Consider the following 556-nt stretch of genomic DNA (forward strand, 5'->3'; position numbering starts at 1 on the left):
TGCCGTGCGCGACCAGCTTGTCAAGCTGAACTATTTCGCCCAGTCCGCCGGCTCCATTCCCGGATCGCTTTTCGCCGAGAAGCTCCTGGAGAAGATGCCCGGCCTGTCGCGCGTCTACTTCAACAATTCCGGCTCGGAGGCCAACGAGAAGGTCTTCAAGATGGTCCGGCAGATCGCCGAGCGCCATCATGGCAGCCAGAAATGGAAGATCCTCTACCGCGAGCGCGACTATCACGGCACCACGATCGGCACCCTCGCCGCCTCCGGCCAGCTGCAGCGCGCCGCCATGTACGGGCCGTACCCGGACGGCTTCGTCATGGTTCCGCACTGCCTGGAATACCGCAAGCAGTGGGATGTCGAGAACTATGGCGAGCGGGCGGCCGACGCCATTGAGGAGGTGATCCTGCGCGAGGGGCCGGACACGATCGGCCTTCTGTGCCTCGAACCCGTGACGGCCGGGGGCGGCGTCATCGTGCCGCCTGAGGGCTACTGGCCGCGCGTGCAGGAGATCTGCCGCAAGTACGACATTCTCCTGCATATCGATGAGGTGGTCTGT

General features: G+C 64.2%; 1 pseudogene. It reads left to right on the forward strand.

From position 1 onward, the window contains the following. Positions 1–556 (forward strand): annotated as a pseudogene (tpa, locus tag AUL36_RS05815) (hypotaurine--pyruvate aminotransferase Tpa); the annotation flags it as partial.

Source organism: Aureimonas sp. D3, from assembly GCF_001463805.1.
In the GTDB taxonomy this organism is placed as follows: Bacteria; Pseudomonadota; Alphaproteobacteria; order Rhizobiales; family Rhizobiaceae; genus Aureimonas; species Aureimonas ureilytica_A.